24 protein-coding genes and 5 pseudogenes are annotated in these 25,336 nt (G+C 36.5%); 11 read left to right on the forward strand and 18 right to left on the reverse strand.

Features of this window, described 5'->3' with window-relative positions:
* Positions 1–14 precede the first annotated feature (14 nt).
* The 3 genes from Q5W13_RS23885 to Q5W13_RS23895 form a co-directional block, all read right to left on the reverse strand.
* Positions 15–1,322: an amidohydrolase family protein gene (locus Q5W13_RS23885; protein WP_304444815.1), complete on the reverse strand. Its 1,308-nt coding sequence runs from the start codon at positions 1,320–1,322 to the stop codon at positions 15–17.
* Between the two features lie 31 nt (positions 1,323–1,353).
* Positions 1,354–4,323 (reverse strand): amidohydrolase family protein, encoded by a 2,970-nt coding sequence (locus Q5W13_RS23890; RefSeq protein ID WP_304446572.1) that lies wholly within the window; start codon positions 4,321–4,323, stop codon positions 1,354–1,356.
* Positions 4,324–4,500: 177 nt separating this feature from the next.
* A complete protein-coding gene (locus tag Q5W13_RS23895) occupies positions 4,501–5,568 on the reverse strand; it encodes a DUF3810 domain-containing protein (RefSeq protein WP_304444816.1) in 1,068 nt (355 codons plus the stop codon).
* Between the two features lie 144 nt (positions 5,569–5,712).
* On the opposite strand from Q5W13_RS23895, the pseudogene Q5W13_RS23900 reads away from it, so the two are divergent.
* Positions 5,713–7,172 (forward strand): annotated as a pseudogene (locus tag Q5W13_RS23900) (aminoacyl-histidine dipeptidase).
* A 59-nt stretch (positions 7,173–7,231) separates the two neighbouring features.
* On the opposite strand, the gene Q5W13_RS25630 reads toward Q5W13_RS23900, so the two are convergent.
* The 6 genes and pseudogenes from Q5W13_RS25630 to Q5W13_RS23925 all read right to left on the reverse strand — a co-directional run bounded on the left by Q5W13_RS25630 (position 7,232) and on the right by Q5W13_RS23925 (position 11,622).
* Positions 7,232–7,375 (reverse strand): DUF805 domain-containing protein, encoded by a 144-nt coding sequence (locus Q5W13_RS25630; RefSeq protein WP_368662373.1) that lies wholly within the window; start codon positions 7,373–7,375, stop codon positions 7,232–7,234.
* Positions 7,368–7,589 carry a DUF805 domain-containing protein gene (locus Q5W13_RS25635; protein WP_368662374.1) on the reverse strand — a complete coding sequence of 74 codons (222 nt, stop codon included), beginning with the start codon at positions 7,587–7,589 and terminating at the stop codon, positions 7,368–7,370. The genes Q5W13_RS25630 and Q5W13_RS25635 overlap by 8 nt, the downstream gene beginning before the upstream one ends.
* A gap of 141 nt (positions 7,590–7,730) precedes the next feature.
* The gene (locus tag Q5W13_RS23910) at positions 7,731–8,768 is read right to left on the reverse strand and encodes a glycoside hydrolase family 5 protein (RefSeq protein WP_304444817.1); all 1,038 of its coding nucleotides are present in this window, start codon (positions 8,766–8,768) and stop codon (positions 7,731–7,733) included.
* Between the two features lie 132 nt (positions 8,769–8,900).
* Entirely contained in the window at positions 8,901–10,013 is a 1,113-nt protein-coding gene (locus tag Q5W13_RS23915; RefSeq protein WP_304444818.1) for a peptidylprolyl isomerase, read from the reverse strand.
* Positions 10,014–10,062: 49 nt separating this feature from the next.
* Positions 10,063–10,584: a gliding motility-associated peptidyl-prolyl isomerase GldI gene (gene gldI, locus Q5W13_RS23920; RefSeq protein ID WP_304444819.1), complete on the reverse strand. Its 522-nt coding sequence runs from the start codon at positions 10,582–10,584 to the stop codon at positions 10,063–10,065.
* Positions 10,585–10,604: 20 nt separating this feature from the next.
* Positions 10,605–11,622 (reverse strand): annotated as a pseudogene (locus tag Q5W13_RS23925) (DHH family phosphoesterase).
* Positions 11,623–11,700: 78 nt separating this feature from the next.
* On the opposite strand from Q5W13_RS23925, the gene Q5W13_RS23930 reads away from it, so the two are divergent.
* Complete coding sequence (locus Q5W13_RS23930) at positions 11,701–12,750, forward strand: alkaline phosphatase D family protein (RefSeq protein WP_304444820.1); 1,050 nt, start codon at positions 11,701–11,703, stop codon at positions 12,748–12,750.
* Between the two features lie 48 nt (positions 12,751–12,798).
* Positions 12,799–13,218, forward strand: a complete 420-nt coding sequence (locus tag Q5W13_RS23935; RefSeq protein ID WP_194534514.1) for a nucleoside-diphosphate kinase — start codon at positions 12,799–12,801, stop codon at positions 13,216–13,218.
* A 58-nt stretch (positions 13,219–13,276) separates the two neighbouring features.
* On the opposite strand, the gene Q5W13_RS23940 is transcribed toward Q5W13_RS23935, so the two are convergent.
* The 3 genes and pseudogenes from Q5W13_RS23940 to recF all read right to left on the reverse strand — a co-directional run bounded on the left by Q5W13_RS23940 (position 13,277) and on the right by recF (position 15,088).
* Positions 13,277–13,573, reverse strand: a complete 297-nt coding sequence (locus Q5W13_RS23940) for a DciA family protein (protein WP_155596907.1) — start codon at positions 13,571–13,573, stop codon at positions 13,277–13,279.
* Positions 13,554–13,994 carry a hypothetical protein gene (locus tag Q5W13_RS23945; RefSeq protein ID WP_304444821.1) on the reverse strand — a complete coding sequence of 147 codons (441 nt, stop codon included), beginning with the start codon at positions 13,992–13,994 and terminating at the stop codon, positions 13,554–13,556. Before Q5W13_RS23945 ends, Q5W13_RS23940 begins: the two co-directional genes overlap by 20 nt.
* A 16-nt stretch (positions 13,995–14,010) precedes the next feature.
* Positions 14,011–15,088: pseudogene (recF, locus tag Q5W13_RS23950) on the reverse strand (DNA replication/repair protein RecF).
* Between the two features lie 115 nt (positions 15,089–15,203).
* Here recF and Q5W13_RS23955 point away from each other — a divergent pair.
* From Q5W13_RS23955 to Q5W13_RS25785, 8 genes and pseudogenes are all read left to right on the forward strand, one after another.
* Positions 15,204–15,971, forward strand: a complete 768-nt coding sequence (locus tag Q5W13_RS23955; RefSeq protein ID WP_214613231.1) for a tetratricopeptide repeat protein — start codon at positions 15,204–15,206, stop codon at positions 15,969–15,971.
* A pseudogene (gene ribH, locus Q5W13_RS23960) lies at positions 15,971–16,452 on the forward strand (6,7-dimethyl-8-ribityllumazine synthase). Before Q5W13_RS23955 ends, ribH begins: the two are co-directional and overlap by 1 nt.
* A gap of 216 nt (positions 16,453–16,668) precedes the next feature.
* A complete protein-coding gene (locus Q5W13_RS23965; RefSeq protein WP_368662375.1) occupies positions 16,669–16,962 on the forward strand; it encodes a riboflavin synthase subunit beta in 294 nt (97 codons plus the stop codon).
* Positions 16,962–18,811 (forward strand): annotated as a pseudogene (mutL, locus tag Q5W13_RS23970) (DNA mismatch repair endonuclease MutL). Before Q5W13_RS23965 ends, mutL begins: the two are co-directional and overlap by 1 nt.
* Positions 18,812–19,555, forward strand: a complete 744-nt coding sequence (locus Q5W13_RS23975) for a rhomboid family intramembrane serine protease (RefSeq protein ID WP_155596914.1) — start codon at positions 18,812–18,814, stop codon at positions 19,553–19,555. It begins immediately after the preceding pseudogene.
* Position 19,556: 1 nt separating this feature from the next.
* Positions 19,557–20,423 (forward strand): rhomboid family protein, encoded by an 867-nt coding sequence (locus tag Q5W13_RS23980; protein WP_304444822.1) that lies wholly within the window; start codon positions 19,557–19,559, stop codon positions 20,421–20,423.
* Positions 20,424–20,486: 63 nt separating this feature from the next.
* On the forward strand, positions 20,487–21,146 hold the full coding sequence (locus Q5W13_RS23985; RefSeq protein ID WP_304444823.1) for an endonuclease/exonuclease/phosphatase family protein: 660 nt from the start codon (positions 20,487–20,489) through the stop codon (positions 21,144–21,146).
* Entirely contained in the window at positions 21,067–21,450 is a 384-nt protein-coding gene (locus Q5W13_RS25785) for an endonuclease/exonuclease/phosphatase family protein (protein ID WP_438364168.1), read from the forward strand. The genes Q5W13_RS23985 and Q5W13_RS25785 overlap by 80 nt, the downstream gene beginning before the upstream one ends.
* On the opposite strand, the gene Q5W13_RS23995 is transcribed toward Q5W13_RS25785, so the two are convergent.
* Genes Q5W13_RS23995 through moaC form a run of 6 tightly spaced genes read right to left on the reverse strand, consistent with a single transcriptional unit; the run spans position 21,433 to position 25,286 of the window.
* On the reverse strand, positions 21,433–21,753 hold the full coding sequence (locus tag Q5W13_RS23995) for a DUF6122 family protein (protein ID WP_155596916.1): 321 nt from the start codon (positions 21,751–21,753) through the stop codon (positions 21,433–21,435). The two genes, Q5W13_RS25785 and Q5W13_RS23995, sit on opposite strands and share 18 nt — an antisense overlap.
* The gene (locus Q5W13_RS24000) at positions 21,746–22,375 is read right to left on the reverse strand and encodes a WbqC family protein (RefSeq protein WP_304444825.1); all 630 of its coding nucleotides are present in this window, start codon (positions 22,373–22,375) and stop codon (positions 21,746–21,748) included. Before Q5W13_RS24000 ends, Q5W13_RS23995 begins: the two co-directional genes overlap by 8 nt.
* A 27-nt stretch (positions 22,376–22,402) precedes the next feature.
* Entirely contained in the window at positions 22,403–23,179 is a 777-nt protein-coding gene (locus Q5W13_RS24005) for a sulfite exporter TauE/SafE family protein (RefSeq protein ID WP_304444826.1), read from the reverse strand.
* On the reverse strand, positions 23,163–24,236 hold the full coding sequence (gene moeB, locus Q5W13_RS24010) for a HesA/MoeB/ThiF family protein (protein WP_304444827.1): 1,074 nt from the start codon (positions 24,234–24,236) through the stop codon (positions 23,163–23,165). Before moeB ends, Q5W13_RS24005 begins: the two co-directional genes overlap by 17 nt.
* Positions 24,233–24,829 (reverse strand): NTP transferase domain-containing protein, encoded by a 597-nt coding sequence (locus tag Q5W13_RS24015; protein WP_304444828.1) that lies wholly within the window; start codon positions 24,827–24,829, stop codon positions 24,233–24,235. Before Q5W13_RS24015 ends, moeB begins: the two co-directional genes overlap by 4 nt.
* Positions 24,813–25,286: a cyclic pyranopterin monophosphate synthase MoaC gene (gene moaC / locus Q5W13_RS24020; protein ID WP_155596921.1), complete on the reverse strand. Its 474-nt coding sequence runs from the start codon at positions 25,284–25,286 to the stop codon at positions 24,813–24,815. Before moaC ends, Q5W13_RS24015 begins: the two co-directional genes overlap by 17 nt.
* Positions 25,287–25,336: the final 50 nt, after the last annotated feature.

Consider the following 25,336-nt stretch of genomic DNA (forward strand, 5'->3'; position numbering starts at 1 on the left):
TATTCTCAAAACGTTTATTTTCCCTTATATTTTCCTTCGTAACGCTTCCATAGCTCCGTTTGGTGCGTATCTAATGAAATCTCTCTTCCATCTATAAATGCTTGTGTTAATTGATTGCCTTTCATATCCAAAGCATCGCCTTCTGAAATTATAAGAGTAGCGCTTTTCCCAGTTTCTAAAGTCCCATAGACAGCATCAATACCAAGAATTTTAGCTGTGTTACCCGTAATGAGCTCCAACGCCTTTTCTTTTTCCATACCCTGAGATACCGTCTGGCCTGCATAAAATGGTAGATTACGGATTTGAAAGTTAGATGCTGTACTATTTTGAAGACCAACCAACAACCCAGCATCTACCAATAATTTGGGGAGCTTATATGGTAAATCATAATCATCTTCATCAAAATCAGGAAGGTTATGTGTAGCACCTACCAGAACAGGAATATCATTGGCTTTTAAAAATAATGCTACTTTATGAGCATGGCTTCCCCCAACGAGAACAACTTGCTTTATTCCTGCATCTTTAATATTAGTTATTGCATCAATTATTTCCTTTTCACCATCCGCATAAACAAATAACTTTTGTTTGCCTGTAAAAAGACCAGACATAGCACTCAAAACAGGGTTTTTTGTTATTACCCCAGAATCATAAACAGCAGCATTTTTAAGAAAGGTAATTGTTTCTTGAACCTCTTCTCCATACTTTTTATTAGCCTGATAACCACGACCTTCTCCTTCCCACCATTTACCTTTACGGAACGTGGTAGGCCAGTGTAAATGTATTGCGTCATCTATTTTTACAGCAGCATCCTCCCAATTCCATGCATCAAACTGAACGACAGATGACGTTCCAGAAATTCGACCCCCTTGAGGTGCGATTTGCCCTAAAAGAACTCCATTGGGACGCATACTTTCTACCACTTTAGACTCAGCATTATAAGCAACCAAACTACGAATGTGTGGAATCATCTCCCCTATTTCATCTTGGTCTTTTGATGCTCTTACAGCATCTATCTCAATTAATCCAAGGGATGTATTAGGAGCTATAAACCCAGGATAAATATGTTTACCTTCAGCCATTATTTTTTCTCCTCGTCTTGCTATTCTAGACATTGCGCTACCAACAAAAGTTAGCTTACCATCTTCAAACATGATAAGAGAATTTTCTATTACCTCCCCATTTCCTAGGTGTGCCGTTGCGCCTTCAATAGTAATTGCTTTGCTCTGTTTTGGTGCCGGTTTTTGTTGAGCACTTGCTTCTACCCCTATAAATAAATAGATCAGCAAAATGATTCGAATATATTTTTTTTTATTTACTACCATCGATTACTAATTTAATCCCTTTTGAACTTTATTAATCTACTTGTATGTATTCCGTTAACGTATCGCAATGCATAAGCTCCTTCTTACTCTGCTTAGGTTCTTGAGTTTTCTTGCCTTTTTCTTTTTCTCCCAACATTTGATTAATCAACTCATTTCTCTCTTTACTTACTTTATGGCGCAACTTTTTATCTTTCTCTAAATCAAAATAAATTGCACCATCAATCATAGTCTTTTCAGCCTTAGCATAAATTGATAACGGATTACCGCTCCACAAAACCAAATCAGCATCTTTTCCTTCTTTAATACTTCCTGTCCTATGATCTAAATGCAACAATTTAGCAGGATTTATAGTAACCATTTTCCATGCTTCTAACTCTGTCATTCCTCCATACTTAATAGTTTTAGCTGCTTCTTGGTTCAACCTACGAATCATTTCAGCATCATCACTATTAATTGCAACCGTTATATCTTGATCGTGCATAATTGCAGCGTTATAAGGAATGGCATCATTAACCTCAAATTTGTACGCCCACCAGTCACTGAACGTACCAGCTCCAACACCATGTTTTTTCATTTTGTCAGCCACTTTATACCCTTCTAAAATGTGAGTGAACGTATTTACTCTGAAACCAAATTTCTCAGCAACCTTCATCATCATATTTATTTCGCTCTGAACATAACTATGACAGCTAATAAATCGCTCACCATTCATAATCTCTACAAGGGTTTCCATTTCCTCATCATATCTGTAAGGCATTTCACTTTTTTTCTTAACCTCGTATTCCTTAGCCCTTTGAAAATAATTGTCAAAAAGCTGCTCTACACCCATTCGAGTTTGTGGAAAACGACTATAACTACCCCAATTACTTTGTTTTACATTTTCACCTAACGCAAATTTTATAAATTTAGGTGAGTTGTCATAAATCATGTTTTCAGCGCTTTCCCCCCACTTTAACTTCAAAATTGCCGAGCGACCACCAATAGGGTTTGCCGAACCATGTAATAATTGTAATGAAGTGACTCCTCCGGCCAAAGCATGGTAAATACCTTTATCCTCATGATCTACTACATCTTCCATTTTTACCTCTGCAGATGAGTTTTGTCCTGACTCATTAACCGCTAACGCTGCAATATGACTATGCTCATCTATAATTCCTGCAGTAAGGTGCTTATCTGTACCATCAACTACCTTAGCTCCTCCTTCAGATATATTTCGACCTACTTTTACAATTTTTCCATTCTTAACCAACACATCAGTGTTTTCCAGGATACCAGCCTCCTCACTTGTCCAAACTGTTGCATTCTTAAAAAGTACGTTTTCAGATTTTGGAATTGCATCATAACCATACCCAACATTAGGGTATGTCAGGTTTGCTAGTTTAGGCATTACTTGCTCTGATTTTTCTTCCTTCTCTTTAAAAGGAGTTACTTTAACCGCAGAAAAAGTAGTTTCTTCTCCTGTAGGAAGTATAGCCTTACCAATCAATTTACTATTTGTTTTTTCAACTAACCCAGTCATTCTATAACTTCCCTTCTTATTGCCATCTACAAATGAAAGTTCTAACCAATTATCCGAATATGACAATTTTGATTTTAAAGAAACGGTATCTGTTTTAACAGTCACTTTAGGTTTATCTACAGTACCTTTAATTGACATTTTAAATTCTTTACTTCCAACGGAAAAAGCATATTCCCCCCTTATATCAACTAGAGAAATATCAGAAATCACATTTTTAGTTCCCTGTACCCAATTCTCATAAAGAATAGTTTTTTTATCAAAAATATCGCCCGAAGCAATTAAAAAATTAGCATAACTACCTTTTGCCAGCGAACCTATTTGATCTGACTTACCCAGAATTTGCGCGGGTACAGTTGTTAGCGCTTTTAAAGCCGTGGTCTTATCCAGTCCATAACTTATAGCCCTCATTATTTTCTCTTTGAATTCCGTAGGAGATTTAAGATCGTGTAGTGTAAAAGAAAACGATATATTATTATCGGTCATTACTTTAGGATTTGAAGGTGATTGATTCCAATGGCGCATATCTCCTAAAGAAATATAGGTAGCAGCATATGGGTCCGAAACATCATAAGCCTCTGGGAAATTTAAAGGCAAAATTAACTGAGCATTTGTTGCTTTAATATCTCCCACACGTTCATACTCATTACCTCCTGCTAGAATTATATACTGAACTCCAAAAGCATCTCCAATACCATCTGCTCTAATAACGTTGCCTTTATCTCCTGCCTCAAAAAACTGGACTAACTCTTTATTACGTGCAAGCGCTTCTAGAGACCTATCTTTACTTACCACATTACCTTGTGCATACCATTTTTCATCATGATACATTTGTCTCAAGAGCGCCATAGACCCCATTAAAGAACTTGGATACGATTGTTTTTTTGCGATACTTTTATTGAATGAAAAATACTGTCCCGAACGATCATCTAATATACGATCACCATCATTACCTGTACTATTCAATGCCACCAATACACCCGTACCACGGGCAATACCATCATGAATATGAGAATTAACAACGCCAAAACCTACTTTACGCAAAGTCTCTGCAACTGTATCATCATAATTAAACTTTGATATAGCACCATTTTCGGGCATAATATGATCATTCCAATAATAGCCTGCCCTAGAAGGTTCATATTCAGCAGACCTACCTTCACTCTTTACTTTCTCTGGTTTCTCTACTCCAAACTCCGAATAAATGTCAATAAAAGAAGGGTATATAGATTTCCCACTTAAATCAACTACTACCGTATTTTTCGGTATATCTACTGTCTTACCAACTTCAATTACTTTACCGTTCTGAATGAGAAGGGTTCCAGAGGTTATAATCTGATTTGGCGTAACAAAAATTTTAGCATTCGTAAAAGCAGTATAGTTGGTGTTTTTTACTTTTACACCATCATTAACAGGAAAGTAATCCTGTGAAAAGGTCGCTAATCCACAAAAAAGGATAACAGCGGTAATCAATTGTTTTTTCATCATTTCGTATGGTCTTCAAATCTTGCTTTTAAAAATAAGGAAAGCGTTTATGACCAAAAAATAATGTTACACTTATGAGTCTAATTATCTGAATATGATATTAAGTTCTACTGTAAAATGGGAAAAGTATTTTCTAATCAGAACTGAAAAAGAAAACCAAAACTAATTTACTTAAGATTAAAGCGGATACTTCTCGTGATACCCCACCATTAATTCTACGATCTTACCGTAACTTTTAATACCATCTTTCTGCTGATTGGCTTTTAAAAAAGTGCTGAAAATGGACTTAAAAATGGGTTCAAAAGGATTTACAAATTCTAGGTTATGCTCATAAAGCTCCCTGTAATTCTCCTGTACCCCAACATTTACTTTAGCATACAATTCATCAAATTTTTCCTTATCTGAACGGCGTATAGCACTCAAGCAATAACTGAGCGCATAAGCAGAAGCCGAATACTGAAAATAATGGTCTTCATTTTTCATGGTAACTAAATACCCTATAAAATTAGTTTCATTCTCCTTTGAATATCCCACTTGGTGTCCTACCTCATGCCCACTTACAACAGGAAACCTGAACTCCGGAGTGAGCGCATTTACCTGAGCCTCGTTTGTAAACGGATTTAAATAACCACCAATCCCCATATAACTGGCCAACGTACTGAACATGGACTTCTTTAGACTACGATGGCTATACTTCAAAAACGGAAGTTCATTTTGTAATTGTTCATAACCGTTCACCGTTTTATCAAAGATTTCGTTACGGCTATACGGCACTTGTACTCTTTTTGTACTGTCTGTAGTAAGTTCAAATTGAAGCTGGTTCGTTTTTACAATTAACCTTTCGGCTAAATCAACTACCTCACTAGTTTGCACACTATCCCTAATGGCAAAATTCTCAGCAATTGGTTTTCGGTAATAATTCAGCCCCCAAACCAAATTGAAAGTGAAGTAAAAAACCGAGAGCACCACCACTACATTCCGTAAAAACTGAAAAGGAAAATTTCTGATTTTCAATCGATTTACGTAGAGATATCTAATGCTAAGCACAATAAGTAGCACATATAAAATTTCGCCTACAGAAAAAGGAACCCACCCAAATAGAACCCTAAAAAACTGACTTATTACAGGGTAAATACCATTGCTGTAATAAGTCTCCACAACCTCTGGATTACTACCTAACCACGCTACCAAAAGAATTTGAGGGAGCAAACTTAAAGCGATACCGTTTCTTAATCTATTTTTCAACAACCTGTTTTTAATATTGAAATCATCTCATCTTAATTCTGAAAAATTTCAGCAATATTTGCATGACCTATATAAAGCCAAAATTAACCAAATATCATCCATACCAATTTTTGACTGCGTATTTTTGCAAAAATATAACATCACATGAACGAAGCTATAAGAGAATTACAACCCAAGGAGGTCTGGAATAAATTTGCGGACCTTAATGCAGTACCACGTCCATCAAAGAAAGAAGAGCGTGTAATACAATTCATGCTAGACTTTGGTGAGTCACTTGGTCTTGAAACTTTTAAAGATGCGGTAGGCAATGTTATTATAAGAAAATCTGCTAGTAAGGGTATGGAAAATAGAGTTACTGTAACCTTGCAATCGCATCTAGATATGGTACATCAAAAAAATAACGATACCGTATTTGACTTTGACAAACAGGGTATTGAAATGTTCGTACAGGACGACTGGGTTAAGGCTAAGGGCACTACTCTTGGTGCCGATAACGGTATGGGAGTAGCTGCTATAATGGCATTACTACAGAGCACAGAAATTACACACCCTTCATTAGAAGCTCTTTTTACCATTGATGAAGAAACAGGAATGACAGGTGCCATGGGGCTTGAAGGTGGTATTTTACAAGGCGAGATATTATTGAACCTAGATACCGAAGAAGATGATGAGCTTGATATTGGTTGTGCAGGTGGAATTGATATTACCGCAACCAGAAAGTACAAGGAAAAATCAGTGCCTAACGATACGGTAGCTTACCAAATTACGGTTAACGGATTATGTGGCGGACATAGTGGAATTGAGATTCATAAAGGTCTTGGTAATGCAAACAAAATAATGAACCGTTTTCTTTATGGAGCCTCTAATTCATTCATGCTCCGTATTGCAGAGATAGATGGAGGTAGCCTTAGAAATGCTATTCCCCGAGAGAGTGTAGCTAAGGTTGTTATTCTTAAAACGCAAAGCGAAGAGTTTGAAAAGACTCTAAAAGAATATGAGTCTACTATAAAAAAAGAACTAAACGTTTTAGAGCCTAACCTTAAAGTCTCTTTTGAGTCTATAAAGTTACCAAAGGGCGTTATGGGCAAGAAAGCACAGACACGTTTGCTACAGGGAATTTATGCTGCTCACAATGGAGTTTATGCTATGAGTGCCGCTATTCCTGATTTAGTAGAAACTTCTAATAATGTGGCACGTGTTCTTGTAAAGAACGGAAAGGCAAAAATAGGATGCTTAACGAGGTCTTCTGTAGACTCTGCGAAGATGGACTTGGCAAATGCTTTAAAATCGACTTTTGAATTGGCTAGTTTTAATGTTGAATTCAGTGGAACTTACATGGATGGACACCAAATGCTGATTCCAAAATATTAAAAGTAGCTGAAGCAAAATATAAAGCACTTTTTGGCGAAAAACCAAAAGTGGCCGCTTGCCATGCTGGATTGGAATGTGGTATTCTAGGTCAAAACTATCCAGATTTGGATATGATAAGTTTTGGTCCAACAATTTTGGGAGCTCACTCTCCCGATGAGCGCGTTTGTATTTCTTCAACACAGAAATTTTGGAAATTTCTATTGAATATTTTAGAAGACATTCCTAAAAAGTAAAACACTAAAAAAGGGTTTGCCGTAACGGCAAACCCTTTTTTATTATATTTTGATTCTGACTAAACCTTCTGCAAGCTTGCCTCTTCTTCTATTTTTGGGTTCGCACCATATTGGTTTTCTCCTTGTTCGCTATCAGTACAAGCTAAAATAAGATTGTAAATAGGCACAAGTAAAAACCATCCACTTTTACCAACATCATGCATTCTTCTTACACCTACGGCAATACCATAGTATCAACACTCCTAATGAATATATTAAGGATAGAAAAACAAGCGCAGGAACATCAACAACAAAGGCTATAATTTGTAACCCATAGGAAATCAATATATTAAATAAGAAAAACATCCAATATTCTTTTCTTCTGGCACGACCTTCAAAGCCTGCATAGTTCTGTAAAACTTTTAAATACCAATTCATAGGTTTAAGATTTAGGGTTATCACAATTTATGAATGGTACAAACGGATATCTTTACGAAGTATTATGAATTTTTAGATGAACTGCACGAAAAATGCACAAAATAGATTATCGGCAGATTTCTGCTATAGTTATTTAGTTTTTTAGTTTTTCTCTTTCATTTCTTCCCGAACCATCTGGCCTGACTGTGTAATCTCACTTATAGACCATCCACCTAAACCACTTGATCCGGGTTTAAGAGCGGCTGAGTTCTCTTCTTTATCGGCAACGGACCAATTGCACCATGAAATAGCGTTAGCGTCTAAAAACGCCCACCACTCCTCTACCGACGCAATATCTATAACACCGTCACCCGTATATTCCGTTACTCCGTATTCGGTTACAAACAATGGCACATCATTATCTAAAGCCGTTTGTGCTGCATTACGTAACTCTTCTTTGTGGGTTGATGCGTAATAATGTAATGTGTACATAATATTAGAATCAGCTAACTTATTCCCTATAACTTCCGATACGCCTTGAGACCAGTTACGAGTACCACACACCACTATATTATTAGAGTCATACTTTCTTATTTCAGCCACAACCGCTTCATGATAAGGCTTTAACACGGCTTCCCATGAAACATCTAACGGCTCGTTATACGTTTCATAAATTATATTGGGATATTCTCCGTATTTCTCAGCGACTTCAGCGAAAAACGATTTAGCTTCTTCAACATAGTCTTCTGCGTGATGGCTGTGCCAATCCACCAAAACATAAATACCTTCTTCAATTGCCGCATCTATTACCTCAAATACTTTTGCTTTTTCAGTAACTGCATTAGTAAGATATCCTCCATCATCCTCAACACCCATTGAAGCACGAATAATATTTATATTCCAATCTTCCTTTAACCATTTCACGGTTTCTTTGGTATAAAACTCCCCCATCCACTGGCTCCAGAATAAAGACATACCCCGTAATTGCACAGGGTCTCCATCTTCATCAACCATATTTTTTCCATCAACACGCAACTGTCCGTATTCTTCCACAGCAGTATTAGCTATTGCTTCCGGAGTCTCACTTTCTTCCTTTTGAACTTCTAGGATTTCCTCGGTCTCAAGAACGGCATCCGTTTTTGAGCTACATCCAAAAAAAACAATAAAAATGAGTAAAAAAATAAATTTTACTAGTTTCATATTTCCATGTTTTTTGAATTATTTCGGCAATAGGCTTCCATACAATTCTTATAATATAATCATATATTTTTAAAACTATTGGGTACAAAAAAACCCGCAAGAAGCGGGTTATATTTTATGAAGTGATTTTTTTTACTCGACCTCTCCTGTAATTTCAAGATCAAATACTAAATCTGCACTAGGTGGTATTGGACCAGTACCTTGAGGACCGTAACCTAAATGCGAAGGAATAAAGATTCTTGCTTTATCACCAATCTTCATATTCAAAAGACCTTCTTTAAAACCAGCAATTAAGCTAGCGTCTGGGCTATATACCATTGGTAATGGGTCATAACCGCCACCTTGTTTTCTTCTATCATCAAATTTGTTGTATTTAGTAGCAATATCTTCATAGTTACTATCAAACAAAGTTCCATCTTCTAAATATCCCGCATAGTAAACAAGTACTTGACCACCAATAGTTGGTTTTTCTCCGTTACCTTCTTTTAACATTAAGATTTTAAGGCCACTAGGTAATTCTTTGGCTTTTTGCTTCTCATCTTCAAGTGCTGCTACAAAGTCAGTTTTCATTTTTTCAAATGCCGCAATCTTCGCTTCTTCTTCCGCAAAATAATCGGTCATAACCTGTACAGCATCAAATTTCTTAGCTGCTTTACCATTACGAACAATCTCTACACTGTTCATAACAACATCTACAAGAGGCTTATCTTGTGAAGCTGCGTCTTTAGAAGTCTCAGTAGTTGCAATAGAATCTACAACACCTAAGCCTTCTACTACGTGACCAAATACCGTATGTCTTCCATTTAAAAACGGAGTTTCTTTATGCGTGATAAAGAACTGACTCCCATTAGTAGTAGGACCAGAATTAGCCATAGATACGATTCCTTTTTTATCATGCACTAAAGAATCATTAAACTCATCTTTGAATTTATATCCTGGGTTTCCAGCACCAGTACCTGTTGGATCCCCTCCTTGAATCATAAAATCCTTAATGACCCTATGAAAAATAAGACCATCATAAAATTTCTTTTCTTTTAGGCTATCAGTAACAAATGGACTATCGCCTTCCGCCAATGAAATAAAGTTAGCCACGGTAACCGGTGTCTTTTCATATTCCAATTTTATAATAATATCCCCTTTACTAGTATGTATATCTGCAAAAAGGCCATCTCCCAATTCGGAATACTGACTTTTACAACTGGCTAGCAAAACCACTAGGGTAATTACGTAATAGATTTTTTTCATGTCTTAATCCTTTGTTTGTGTTTTACTTTTATTATTTATTAGGTAAGCTTTACTCTACTAATTCTTGATTTTTTTCAATTTTAAAAACTGACAAAGTAACCTTGAACGGTACGTTTACTCCAATTTTGTCATTATCACCATGATAACCGTATCCTAATGAAGAAGGAAACAGAAAAGTAGCTGTCTCACCTTCTTTTAACATCTTTACACTATTTCTTAAACCCGGAAATAAATCTTGCTTATCTACCTTATAGGTTAGCGTACCAATATCATCCATACTATAAATAGTATCGTTCTTTAGGCTAACAATATTATAACTCATGATAACCAAATCATCTGGTTGTGCCGTATAATCTGCCGACTCATTCTTAACGTCATAAAAAAACCAAGACCCACTGGCGGAATGCGTATACTCGTGCAACGTATCTTTTGCCATCAAATCTTGCAGTAATTTTTCTTCTTTAGCCAAAAGCTCCTTGCTTCGTTTTACAGATTGCTTAAAAAAACTACCTGATTTTACTTCAACGGGCCTTCTTGCTTCCGGCCCTCCGCAACCAACTAGGGTTATCAAAAAAATAAGACTTAAGATTCTCATGCCTGTAATTGGTCTTGATGGTTTTCTAAAAGTGATTCAAAATAAACAGCGGTTTCTTTAAGCGACCTATCGCTTTTTCCTCCTGCAGCATTATTATGACCACCTCCTTCAAAATAAGTTCTTGCAAATTCGTTTACATTAAAATCGCCTATAGATCTGAAGGAAATTTTTATAATACCTTCTTCCTTATTCTCTATAAAAATAACGGCAAAGATAATACCTTCAAGGGTAAGTCCGTAATTAACGAAACCTTCCGTATCTCCTTTTTGATACTTATACATATCAAGCTCATCTTGACTTAATGTTATGTAGGCTGTTCTGTATTTATCGTGAATAACCATATTCTTTAGGGCGCAACCCAAAAGGTGTAACCTACCTTAGTGTATTCGTATCATAAATTTTATGATGAATCTGTGTGTTTTCAGCACCTTTATCAATTAAATCGGCAATAATACGGTGCGTTCTACCTGTAGTAGATCTAAATTTAAAAGACCCGGTATCTGTCATGATACCAGTATAAAGGCAATTTGCCATTTCTGACGTTACTTTATCTACATCTCCCAAAAATTCAATGAAGTTATATACCATTTCGCAGGTAGAACTCATAGATACATCTGAGTACATAATCTCGGCGTAGTCCGACGGTGCTTGATGGTGATCAATCATAACAAAAGGCACTGTCAAATCTTCTAAAACAGATTGCATCTGCCCTATTCTACCCAAGTGATTGAAGTCCAAAGTAAAAACTATCGTTGCTTCGGCTATTTTATCTTTTGCTTGACTATTTTGTTTTTCAAAATTTAAAATGTTCTCGTTTTTAAGCATCCATTTTAAAAACTTAGGATAATCATTAGGCGCTATAACTACAGCTTCTTGCCCCCTATTAACAAGGTAATGACAAAGAGCCAAAGTTGAACCAATGGCATCACCATCAGGGTTTTTATGCGGTACGATTACGATTTTTTGCGGTTGGGAAAGTAGTTGCTGAACCGCTTTTATAGACTCCAAATTCATGCGTGCAAAGATACAATTTAATAACGTAGTCTTTTAAGGCAAAGTCTTATTTTTGTGGTAAGATTTTAAAACCAATATATGTTTAATAAGTATATCGCCATTTGTTTATTGTGTATCGCTACAGCCTGTAAGACTCAAAATCAGGTAGAAAAGACTACGAATAAAGAGATAGTAGACACAACCCCTAAAGCTGATTTTACTTTGGCCTTTGGCTCTTGTAATAAGCAAAACGAAACTAATTTACTTTGGGATGATATTCTTAAAACAAATCCTGATGTTTGGATTTGGGGCGGAGATAATATTTATGCAGATACGGATAACATGAAACGTTTGCGTGCCATGTATGCTAAACAAAATTCCGTTTTAGGATACCAAAAACTGAAAAGCGAAGTATCCGTAATAGGCACTTGGGACGATCATGATTATGGCTTAAATGATGGCGGTGTTGATTTTGATAAAAAGAAGGAAAGTCAGCAGGAGTTTTTAGATTTTATGGGAGTGGACAGAAATGACCCTAGAAGAACTCAAGAAGGTGTTTATGCCGCACACACTTACAACACACCAAAAGGAAGCATAAAGATATTGGTATTGGACACCCGATATTTTAGAACTGACCTTACTCCGGATACCGAAAGCAAAAAGCGGACTAAACCAAATGCCTATGGCGTAGGTACAGTTCTAGGCACGACCCAATGGAACTGGTTAGCAGATGAACTTAAAAATTCAACTGCAGATTTTAATATTCTAGTTAGCAGTATTCAAATATTATCTAATGAACATGGGTTTGAGACATGGGGCAACTTCCCTCATGAAGTAGATAAACTGGAAAAACTTATTGTTGATTCTAAAGCAAAGGGTGTTATTATGCTCTCTGGAGATCGTCATATTTCCGAATTTTCTAAAACTGAAATATCTGGGGTAGATTACCCCTTAGTTGATTTTACAAGTAGTGGCCTTACACATACCTATACCGCTTTTAATGGCGAACCCAATCCGTTTAGGGTGGGCAACGTTGTTTTTACTAAAAGTTTTGGACTAATTAAATTCAATTTTAAAACTAAAGAGGCGCAAATGCAAATGATTGGGAACGACTTAAAAGTGATGGGTGAACTACATCAAACCTATTAAAAGTTGCCGATTGTTGAATAAAGCGTATTTTTGCAAAAAATTATTACAATGACTACGAACAGAACATTTACGATGATCAAACCCGATGCGGTTGAAAACGGACACATTGGTGGCATTCTGGAAAAAATAACTTCCGCTGGCTTCAAGATCGTCGCCATGAAATATACACAACTTAGCACAAGAGATGCGCAAGAGTTCTACGCCGTTCATAATGAGCGTCCTTTTTACGGAGAATTGGTAGAATTCATGAGCCGTGGCCCTATTGTTGCCGCTATATTAGAAAAAGACAATGCAGTTGATGATTTCCGCGCATTGATCGGAGCAACAAACCCTGCTGAAGCAGCTGAAGGTACTATTAGAAAATTATTCGCTTCAAATATCGCTGAAAATGCGGTACATGGATCAGATAGTGATGAAAATGCAGCTATTGAAGGTGCTTTCCATTTTTCTGGAAGAGAAATTTACTAAGACATTATACTTTTACAAAAAGCCTGTAAACTTCAGATCTCTGAAGTTTACAGGCTTTTTATCTTAGCACCAGTTTCTGCACTAATTCCTTACCCAAATCTTCATTGAGCATCTTTACTATTTTTGATTTTCCCAAGCTTAATTCTTCACGAAGAACAGAAGATGATAATGCTACAAAAAGCGTATCTCCCCTAAGCTCAATTTCTGTTGTATAATTATTTACACCGTTACCCATTAAATTACGCCATGCTTCACGGGCATCTACCTTATCCATACCTTTCTGAAGCCTATTTTCCTTTATGAATTCGTTCAGGGCTTGGCTCATATTCAGGTTCTCATTTCTTCTCTTCGCCATCTTTTTGGATTGAAATAGGTTCAAATCTTTTGTAATCGTACCGAATTCCTTCTTCGTTTAGCACAGAAAAAGTGGTATCATCTAACTTCACTAACTTCTCTGACCACTCACTAAGCTCCGTCTTGTAATTAATTGAAAAATCGTTCTCTTTTCCGACAATTACAAATGCTTCCGCATCATCTGAGGTTTCATAAGTACCATCCAGTCTAGGCTGCATTTTTTTACGATATCCCTCATCTCCATCTATAGAAATATAATCTATACTGGTATTCACCTTATATTCTTTAATATTTCCGTCAGGAAAGGTCACTTGGGTTATTTCCCAATATCCGTCAAGCTTATTTAAATCCTCTTTTGAAATACCAGAAGAGCATGCCAAAAACAAACCTATGAATCCTATTAAAAATATCTTCTTCATCATTTTCAAAAATCTATTCCTATAATTTAAACAATTTATACGTTTGGTGTATTTGTTTTACCACTTCTTCTGTGCGTTCTGCATGGGTATCGCTAATAAAAATTTGACCAAAATTTTCATTGTTCACCAAAGCTACGATATGTGACACCCGATGTTCATCTAATTTATCAAAAATATCATCCAGCAATAAAATAGGTGTTGTTTTAGATCGAGCTTTTATAAACTGAAACTGGGCGAATTTTAAAGCAATAAGAAACGATTTCTGCTGCCTGACTACCAAATTTTTTAATAGGATGACCTGAAATTTCAAAACCTAAATCATCTTTGTGAACCCCAACCGAGGTATATTGCAAGGCTCTATCTTTTTCAATGGACCTCTCTAAAAGAGTTAATAAATCATCATTAAGCAACTTACTGTCATAACTTAACGAAACTTCTTCCCGTCCTCCGGATATAGCTATGTATTGCTCTTTGAAAATAGGAATGAAAGTCTCTAAAAAAGCTAATCGCTTATCAAAAATTTTGGTCCCATAATCATTTAATTGTTCGTTATAAACCGCTAGGGTGTCTTTATTGAACGTATGGTTAATCGCAAAATATTTTAAAAGGGAATTTCTCTGCGCCAGTACCTTATTGTATTTTATAAGGTCTTGTAAATAGCTTTTATCAGATTGAGAAATGACTCCATCTATGAATTTTCTTCTTGTGTCACTACCTTCTATGATAAGGTCCCGATCTGCAGGAGAAATTATAACCAAAGGCAATAAACCAATATGATCAGATAAGCGATCATAGGCTTTACCATTCCGTTTAATGATTTTTTTTGCACCACGTTTTAAGCTACAAACTATCCTTTCTTCGCGATCATCTTTTTCAAACTCACCATCTATTACAAAAAATTCTTCATCATGTCTTATGTTCTGCGTAGAGACAGGATTAAAATAGCTTTTTCCAAAAGAAAGGTGGTATACCGCATCTAAAATATTGGTTTTCCCAACTCCGTTTGGTCCCACCATACAATTGATTTTTTTATCAAATTCAATATCCTTTGAGTCAAAATTTTTGTAGTTGATGAGGGATAATTTCTTTAAAAACATGCGCTATAATTCCAGTTTTGACGGTGCTTGGTTCACAAACCGCAAAAATAACGAATAAATACCCTTTCGGTTTTGGATAAAACCATTATTTTTGCGCGACCAATAAAATTATAAAATGGCTACATATAAGAAGCGGGGTTTTAAACCAAAAGACAAAGCAGAAGAGCAAGAGATTACAGAACAAGAAAGCGCAACTGCAGAAGTCTTTAGTACACTAGACGAAAGTGCTTCCAAAACCGAGGCTTGGGTAGCCGGTAACCAGAATTATATTCTAGGTATCATTGGTGTTATAGCTGTTGGTGTTCTTGGATATTTGGCATACACACAATTTGTAGTTAAGCCAAAAGAAGCAAGTGCTGCTAACGAAATGTACTATCCTCAGCAATATTTTGATCAAGCACTTAACAGTCCTACTGCAAAAGATTCTTTATTTAATCTTGCTTTGAACGGTGCTGAAGGAAAATATGGTTTTCTAGATATTATAGGCGAATACAGTGGCACAAAAGCTGCTAACCTAGCAAACTACTCTGCTGGTATGGCGTATTTGAACATGCAGAAGTATCAAGAGGCTATTTCTCATCTTGAAGATTTTAGCTCAGAAGATGATATTCTTGGCGCTTTGGCAAAAGGTGGTCTTGGCGATGCGTTTATGCAATTAGGTCAACCAGAAGATGCTTTAGGATATTATGATAAAGCTATTGCTCATAGCAGCAATAACTATACAGCTCCTAAATTCTTATACAAAGCAGGTGTTACCGCTCTAGAATTAAAGCAAAACGATAAGGCATTAGCATATTTTCAGAAAATTAAAGATGAGTATTCATCTTCTGACGAAGCCCGTACTGTAGATGCATTTATAGGAATGGCTAAAACCAGCAACTAATGGCTACGGCAAACAAAAACTTATCTATCTACGATAAAGCAAAAATCCCAAACGCGAAGAATATTCGGTTTGGGATTGTTGTTTCAGAATGGAATACCGAAATAACCGAAGGTCTATATTCAGGAGCCATTGATGCTCTTTTAGATTGTGGTGCATTGGAATCTAACATCGTACGTTGGGATGTACCATAAGTTTTGAATTGACTTATGGCTGTAAAAAAATGGCAACTACACAAAAAGTTGATGCCGTTATTGCTATAGGAAGCGTTATACAAGGCGAAACCAAGCATTTTGATTTTGTTTGTAGCGCTACTGCACAAGGTATTAAAGATTTGAACGTGCAATTGGACACGCCTGTTATTTTTTGTGTATTAACTGATAACAACATACAGCAATCACGAGAACGTAGCGGAGGTAAACACGGAAATAAAGGTACCGAGGCTGCTATTGCTGCCATACAGATGGCTAGTTTAGGTAAATAGTCAGCTAATAAACGTACAAACTTCATTTAAAAAATCTTACTTTCTAGGTAAGGCTTGCTCCAAAATGAACAGGCTAATTTTGTATTTACCCCCTATTAAACAGAGTGAGCTATAGTTTTATCGCTTACAAACCCACACCCTAAGGTCTGTTAACAAATTTTGGCAGCTGTAATACGGCATATTTTTCGATTTTAAGTAACTTTGGAGTTCATGGGAATGCTAAGTAAATTCACGCGCTTAAAGCGAAGTAAAAAATTCGATTACGCCCCTCGTTATTATGACGATAAGGGGAAAGGCAATCCGTTTAAAATTGAACCAAAACTGGATCAATTTAGAAGTACACTAAATCCCGCCAGAGGCTTAAAAGGAAAATTTGGTAGCGCCATGTCTGATGTAAAGCGCCAAGGAGACACCAACATGAAGGTGAGAATGGCTATTATCATAGCCATTTTAGTGTTGATTGTACTTTATATCATCGATTTTGAGATCTCTATATTCTTCCCTAACTAATGGCAGATATCATAAAACTTTTACCGGACCATGTTGCTAATCAGATTGCAGCTGGTGAAGTAGTTCAACGCCCTGCCTCAGTAGTTAAGGAATTACTTGAAAATGCAATTGATGCTGGTGCCAATAACATCAAACTTATTATTAAAGACGGCGGAAAAGTTCTTATTCAAGTCGTTGATGATGGTTTAGGCATGAGTGCTACAGATGCCAGACTCAGTTTTGAGCGGCACGCCACTTCTAAAATTCAAAAAGCAGAAGACCTTTTTAATTTAAGTACCAAGGGTTTTCGTGGTGAAGCTTTAGCATCTATTGCTGCTATTGCTCATGTAGAAATGCAGACCAAGCCAGAAAACGAAGAATTAGGCACCCACCTTAAAATAGAAGGTAGTAAAATTATATACCAAGAAGCAAGTGTTACGCCAAAGGGCACCTCTATGGCGGTCAAGAATTTGTTTTTTAATATTCCAGCAAGACGTAATTTTCTAAAAAGTAACCAAGTAGAACTCCGCCATATTACAGATGAGTTTCATCGGGTAGCTTTGGCGCACCCAACAATTGCCTTTCACTTTTACAATAACGGAAGTGAGCTCTTTAATCTTCCATCGGACAATTACCGAAAACGTATTGTAAACATTTTTGGAACCAGAACTAATCAAAAGCTAGTTCCTGTTGAAGAAGAGACTCCTATTGTAGTGATAAAAGGTTTTATTACAAAACCGGAATTCGCTAAAAAGAGTCGAGGCGAGCAGTTTTTCTTTATTAATAACCGATTTATAAAAAGTCCGTATCTACATCATGCTATTGTAGCGGCGTTTGAAGGACTTATAAAATCTGATAGTTATCCTACTACTTCCTTTATTTAGAGGTTGACCCAGCATCGATAGATATAAATATCCATCCTACTAAAACCGAAGTTAAGTTTGATGATGAACATAGCCTATATGCTATTTTAAGGTCTACTGTTAAACATAGTTTAGGTCAATTTAACGTTGCCCCTGCCCTAGATTTTGAACACGATCCTAATTTACAGACACCTTATGAATTCAAAAATAAGACGGTCATACAACCAAATGTAACCGTAAATTCAGGATTCAATCCTTTTCAGGAAACAAAAAATACACCCACTGCTACTCGTAGCTATCAAAAACCAAATACACAGAGCTGGGAAAGCTTGTATGTTGGCCACGAATCAAAAATGGGAACTGATGATAGTGCAGGAAGCATTAGTTTTGAATCGGACATCATTACAGGTTCTATTTTTGAAGGCGAAAAAGAATCAACAGAAGCCGTTACGACTACCTTCCAGATTAGAAGAAAATATATTGTGACTACCATAAAGTCAGGAATGGTTGTTATAGACCAGAGCCGAGCACACCAAAGAGTACTTTATGAGAAGTTTTTGAAGAACAGTACAGTACAACAAGCTGTTAGTCAACAATTATTATTCCCATTAAACATTGCTTTCTCAAAATCAGAAATCATTGCACTTCAAGAAATTGAGGATATTTTGGTCTCTATTGGATTTCTCTTTGAAAAAATAGAAGGTGAATCCATTACCGTTACCGGTATTCCATTATTGGTAGCAGAAAGTGAAGTTGGCATGATATTAGATCAGTTAATCTCAGACTACCAACAGGAGATAACCGAAGAAAGTTTTTCTCATACGGACATACTTTCTAAAACTTTGGCAAAGACTTTGGCTGTTAAAACAGGAGAGACATTGGACAATGCCTCTCAAATTGCACTTGTAAATGACTTGTTCGCTTGTAAGGAAGCTATGGTAAGTCCGTTTAATAAACCGGTATATATCACTATTACCGAAAATGATATTGACAAAAAATTTATTTAAATGGGAAAACTTACCGAAGCCATAAAGCACCTACTCATAATTAACGTTCTGTTTTTTGTGGCAACCTCTATGTATGGTGACCAGATGTATCAGTGGTTTTCGTTGTGGTTTCCAAAAAACGAAAATTTTGCATTTTATCAGGTTATAACCCATATGTTCATGCATGGTGGTTTTATGCATATTGCTTTTAACATGTACGCCCTATGGGCCTTTGGTTCTCCACTTGAAAAAATGTGGGGACGTAACAAATTTTTATTTTTCTATTTCTCCGCAGGTCTGGGGTCTGCATTACTCCATACAGCTGTAAACTATTACTATTTTAACGAAGGCATGCAAGCCTTAGTTAGTAGTGGTATGACCGAGAGTAATGTATTGGATATTATCTCTGCAGGTCAATACAGTCCAGATTGGTATAATATTGCATCCAAAAGCACGATAGATAATTTTCTATCTGCCTATAATACACCGGCCGTTGGGGCATCAGGAGCTATTTATGGAGTTTTAGTAGCCTTCGGTATGATGTTCCCTAATAGTGAGCTTTTCCTAATGTTTATCCCTGTACCAGTCAAAGCAAAATATTTTATTCCCGTCTTGATTGGATTGGATTTATTTTCAGGAGTAACAGGATATGCTATTTTTGGTCAAGGTATCGCACATTTTGCTCATATTGGAGGAGCCTTATTTGGCTTTCTGATGATGTGGTATTGGAAAAAAAATCAGTTTAACAATAACCGCTGGAACTAATATGACAAACGGAGACTTAAAATATCAATATGCACGATTGAGCGTTTCTGAAAAGCTCATAGCCATTAATGTTATTGTTTTTATCGTAATGGGGCTCATTACAGCACTCGTTAGCCCTAATGTTGAAAATTGGTTTGCTTTACCTAAAGATTTTTTTGACTTTCTAATGCAGCCATGGTCCATAATAACTTACTCTTTTTTACATGGTGGTATATTCCATATTCTTTGGAACATGTATATACTCTATGTAGCTGGTCGTATTATCCTGAATCTGTTTGATGGCAGACGATTTCTAAACATTTATTTTCTAGGCGTTATTTTAGGCGGACTATTATTTCTTTTAAGTTATAATATTTTTCCAACGCTAATTGGTGTAAACGCTTCTCTGATTGGGGCATCAGCTGGGGTTATGGCGGTACTTATTTTTGTGTGTACCTATATTCCAAACCAAGAGGTTCGTCTTTTCTTTTTTAACGTAAAACTCTGGCAAATAGGATTATTCGTTGTCTTGATGGATTTAGTTCAGATTCCTATGGGTGGTAATATAGGTGGAAGAATAGCCCATTTAGGAGGAGCACTTTTAGGTTACATGTATGCCAGACAACTTTACAATGGAAGAGATATTGGTGAAGGATTTTCTAATTTCGTTGATGGTATTGCTAACCTTTTCAAGAAAAGTGAAAAGAAAGCTCCAATGAAAACGGTTTTTAAAAACCAACAAAAAACGGCCGCTAAAAAAGCTAATTACGATAAAAAAACGCATCAGAAAAAGATAGATGCTATTCTAGACAAAATCAGTAAATCTGGATACGAAAGCCTTTCCAAAATAGAAAAAGACTTTCTATTTAAAGCGGGCAAGGAAGACTAGCGTATGAGGGGACTGTCATTTTTTAATAAAACTATTTTTTTCTTTAATGTCATCTTTGCCGTTGTGCTCTTACTAGCATGTGCGGTACCTTATCTTTCTTTAGAAATTTTTCCTTTTTTATCAATTTTAAGCTTAGGTGTACCAGCCTTAGTAGTAGCAAACGCTATCTTCTTCCTGTACTGGTTGTTGGGGCTTAAAAAACAGGCTTTCACCTCTTTATCTGTCCTTGTATTTGGCTATTTTGTTTTAGGGACCTTTTTAAAATTTTCAGCTAAGTCCACAGATTTTAAAGAAGACGAGTTAAAATTAATGACATTTAATGTTCGTGGTTTTAACAGGTATCGGTTTTTAGATAATGATAGCATTCCTCAGCAAATAAAAAGTTTTATCAGGAAGGAAAATCCAGATATAATTAATTTTCAAGAGGTAGGCTATGATATGGAAGAGAATTATTTAGATTATCCTTACCACTTCCTAAAGAAGATTCATACCGGAGATAAGGTACATATGGGAATTTTCTCCAAGTATCCAATTATAAACGCAGAGATTATAGATTTCCCTAATAGTATTAATAACGGGTCATATGCCGATATACTTTACAAAGGCGATACGTTACGATTATATAACTTACATATGCAATCGCTTGGGATTACTCTATGGTACGGGAGTTCTGCGCTCACAATCTTCCGAGCGGCTTCTGAGACGGGTTACCAAAGCGTTTAAAAGACAGCAACAACAGGCTCAAATCATAGCCGACCACAAAGCAAGAAGCCCTTATAAAACTTTGGTATGTGGAGATTTTAATAACACCCAATTTTCATCGGTATATCATACTATTAAGGGAGACATGCAAGATACCTTTATTGAGAAAGGGTCCGGCTATGGGCGTTCTTATAATTTTCTTATGATACCTATTCGTATTGATTTTATCATGGCCGATTCCAATTTTGAGGTAATGGGTCATAAAAATTATAACGAGAAATATTCAGATCACTTCCCGGTTATGGCCTCATTTAGATTGAAATAAAAAGAAACAATCTGTGGCATCTGCCAAAATATGAATCAAAAAGGCCAATCCAAATATTCTAGTTTTTTTATAGTACAACAATCCAAAGTAAATTGCAATTGCCCAATAGCTGTGTAACGGATGAAAACCTATACTACAGCGGTTAGGGTCAAAAACTGGACTAGCAAGTAAATGGTCTATATCTATTACAATACCCGCCAATAATATTAAAATAGCCTTTAACCGATATTCCTTATAAAAATACCACCCAACAAAGATGGGTACTAAAAAATGAATGCCATAATGCATGATAAATCTAAGCATTCAAGAAACTTAATTTTTGGTTCTTTAAATAACTTAATGCGTTCGTTCCTTCGTTAAAAAGTAAATCCAATACACTCGTGTTTCTCGAAAACTCATTTCTATCGGAAAAAACTTGATTGTACTCTTCCTGCTCAAAATTTAACTTGCCCTTTGGGTTTACAAGAAATCTGCCATCAAAAAAACCTTCTCGGTTTGCATCATATACTACCGTTTTCTCAGTTGGCATATCTAACTGAATGCAATCACAAATAGTTTCTATGGTCAGAAGATTGTAATCTAACAAAAAGTTATATTGTTTCTCATAAAGCGGAGCTATCTCATCTTCATAAAATTCAAAAAAAGGCGAGGTTCTATAAGCCGTTTTCAAAGTACGCCAATGCTGACGTTGCCATTCATACGTATTATCTAACTTAACATCCTTATTTAGTCTACCCTTCTTGTTCCCTACATGTTGTATAGGAATGCTGAGCATGTGCCTGCCACGGTCATTACAGATGTAAGCCCGGTTCCGATAGGTCTGTTTCTGAAAATTATCTTGAACTTCCCAACAAACCTCATGCTGAGCTATTGTAGAAAAAGTTGCTATATCAGGAAAATATGCTGGGTTTAAAAGAGTTTTCAATGCTATTACTTTTTTAAAATTGTTTTATTAAAATACCTCTGGGATATATTTGAGTAAAATACGAACCCCTACAACAAAAACCAATAAGGCTGTTACCCTCTTAATTCCTTTGGGCGTGAATCTCTTTAAGCTAATACGAATACCCAGCTGGCCACCAATGAGTACAGAAACAACAAGGGCCAAGGTTTCCTTCCAAGGCAAAACTAACATTCCTCCTTGAATTAGACCCGCTAAGCCTGAAACGGAGTTTACCAATATAAAAAAACTGGCCAAAGCAGCTATTTTAATCGATTTATCCCATCTAAGGTGATTTAATATTGGTGCTAAAAATATACCACCGCCAATACCTACAAGTCCAGATAAAAGCCCAATTCCACCCCCCAATACATAGGTTAAGAACTTAGGATATTTAGCAACCTTTTCTGAAAAATCTCTTTTTGAAAAAGTTTGTGACGCCAAAAACACAGACGAGGTTACAAGTGAAAACCCCAATAAAAGAAAGAAAACATTTTCTTCCAATCGAAAAGAGGCTCCAAGAAATGCTAAAGGTATACTAGCCAACACAAATGGCAAAAAGTCTTTTAACTTTGCATGACCATTCTTAAAATATAAAAAAGTACTGCCAGAAACTACTACCAAGTTACATATCAAAGCTATAGAGCGTATGGCAAAAAAACCTCCTAGAAAAAGTGTCAATAATGCTAAATAGCTAGACCCGCCCCCAAATCCTACCGAAGAGTAAAGTGTAGCTACAATAAAGAAACCCAAACATAGGAGCACCAGGTTCTCAGTACTTAATAGCATGCTTTGAAATTTGGTTCATCCCTCCTTCTACATTAATCAAATTAGCATTGGCGTTTAAACCTTTGAGTATTTCTACAGCTTTTCTACTGCGTACCCCAGACTGACAGATGACATAAATTTTAGCGTCGTACGAAATCTCATCATGCCGTTCATCAAGTTCGGAAAGCGGAATACTCTGGGCAAAAGAGAAATGATTTCTATTAAACTCTTTGGGAGTGCGAACATCTATAAGTTGCACCTTATTCTTATCTATAATTTGTTGGAAAGCATCCGAAGCAATAGAATTTATGGGTATCTCACAGTCAAACTCATATTTCTCCTGCAGCTCTTTTATCTTTAGATTTTCAGGATTCACTGAAAAACGTATTTTCTGAAAATTACTTGACAACCCATCAATAAGTAATAATTTACCCGAAAGGGTCTCCCCTATTCCCGTAAGTATTTTTACAGCTTCTAGCGCTTGGAAATTACCGATGATTCCCGGCACAATACCCAAAACTCCATTTTCATTACAATTAGGCACTTCATCTGCTTTTGGCATTTCAGGAAAAAGACAACGATATGTAGGTCCTCCTTCAAAATTAAAAACACTTACTTGCCCTTCAAAACTATGTAAAGCTCCGTAAACAAAAGGTTTATTTAAAATCACGCAAGCATCGTTCACCAAATACCGGGTAGGAAAATTATCCGAAGCATCAACGACCATATCATAGTCCGCTATGATATCAAGAGCATTTTCGCGTGTCAAAAATGTTTCGTGAGAAATAATGTTAGTTTCTGAATTCTGTTCTTTCAATTTTAAAACAGCGGTAGCTACCTTGGGCTTATTTATATCTTTTTCAGTATATAATACTTGCCGGTGTAAGTTGGATAACGACACCACATCATTATCTACAATACCTAAAACTCCCACACCCATAGCATTCAGATAGGTAAGCACAGGAACCCCAAGGCCACCAGCTCCTACCACCAGTACTTTGGCCGACTGTAATTTCAGTTGAGCCTCCATACCAAACTCTTTTAAAATCGTTTGTCTGTCGTAGCGTTCTGCGTTCATTCCACTGCTAATTTCAGGATGGCTTCCTTATACTCGTCCTCCGAATTGGCATTCAGCAGTACGTTGGGATTTTTAGGAAAAACCAATTTAACCTCACTATTAATCAAATATTTTCTAGGACAAGTCCCGTTTCCGCTTTCTAGATAAGCCAAGCTTTCCTCAAAAGCTTTTGGCTCCCAAATAGCACAGAGAGGCTCCGGTAAAGGGTCTTCCTTTTGGGCAAACGAAGTTGCTACTTTATTTGGGTCACGAGCACTTATCAATTCTTGTAGCGCAAGAAGATCCATTAGTGGAAGATCACACGCCAAAACCAACCAAGCCACATCGGGGTGTTTTAAATGGGCAGATAGCAGCCCGTTATATGGTCCTCTATACTTATTCTCATCAACAATCACTTCAACATCATTGGCAATCTCACCCTGTTGTTCCGGTCTAATACTCAAAAAAGTCTTTTCACAAACCCTGCCCAATAGATTATAAAGATAATCGCGTTGTGGCATACCGTGGTAGGGAATTAAACCTTTGTCTTTTCCCATTCGGGTGCTTTTCCCTCCTGCAAGCACCAAACCATATATTTTAGGACCTATAATCATTCTTTCCTCCTGTTTTTTCTTCCAACTGAACGTTGGTAATCCGTATATCGTGAGACAATGCCTTGCACATATCGTAAATAGTTAATGCACTAACCGAAACACCTGTAAGCGCTTCCATCTCAACTCCCGTTTTCTCCGTACATTTTACGGTACAGTTTATTTCTAAAGCCTGCCCATTGGGAACAATATCAATTTGCACTTTGGATAAGTTAATTTGATGACAAAGCGGAATCAGTTCTGATGTTTTTTTAACTGCTTGAATACCTGCAATTACTGCCGTTTGAATGATACTTCCTTTTTTACCCAGAAATTCTTGAGCTGCCAAGGTTTCAAAAACCTTTTGTGGAAATTCTACCCGACCGGAAGCTACAGCTGTTCTAGCGGTTATTTTTTTCTCGGATACGTCTACCATTGCCGCGTTTCCCGAGGCATCAACATGTGATAGTTTTTTTTCCATAAATCTTTACTCCTATTAAAGTTTTTGAATTTACGAAGATGCCTTTATAG

It is taken from the genome of Zobellia laminariae (assembly GCF_030553095.1).
GTDB lineage: Bacteria > Bacteroidota > Bacteroidia > Flavobacteriales > Flavobacteriaceae > Zobellia > Zobellia laminariae.